Annotated in this window: 1 protein-coding gene; it reads right to left on the reverse strand. The window is 36.0% G+C overall.

Going from position 1 to position 439, the window contains the following annotated elements; all coding sequences use genetic code 11:
- Window positions 1-144 precede the first annotated feature (144 nt).
- Window positions 145-439, reverse strand: a 295-nt coding sequence (locus KH400_RS21180) for an NAD-dependent epimerase/dehydratase family protein (RefSeq protein ID WP_369009390.1), incomplete at its 5' end; no start/stop codon positions are given.

Raw genomic sequence — 439 nt, forward strand, 5'->3', positions numbered from 1 at the left:
TACTACAGCTAAACTTTTCCAAAAGTTAGAATCTAAAAAACAACGTAATCAACGGCGCAGAAGAGGTCTATAGATCTAAGAAGCCAGCTAGCAAACGAGGGCACTGAAAAGGTAAACCTACAGTGCCCTCAACGCTGACTATTTTTAACTATTAAAATATATTCCTTTAACATATTTAATCTCTTCTTTTAATCCTGTCTTCAAATCAACTTTTGGTCTATATTGTAACAGTTGTTCCGCTCTTTTTATATCTGCCCACGTATGCTTTGGCTCTCCGATTGCTGCATCTACGAAATGTAAGGTTGCTTTTTTATTTAATAACTTTTCCAATTCCTTAATAATATCTAATACCGATGCTCGTTCTTTTCCACCGATATTTATCGTTTCTCCTATGACTCCTTTTGCGTGTAAACCAGATGCTGTTGCAACGACACAATCT

Source organism: Desertibacillus haloalkaliphilus (assembly GCF_019039105.1).
GTDB lineage: Bacteria > Bacillota > Bacilli > Bacillales > KJ1-10-99 > Desertibacillus > Desertibacillus haloalkaliphilus.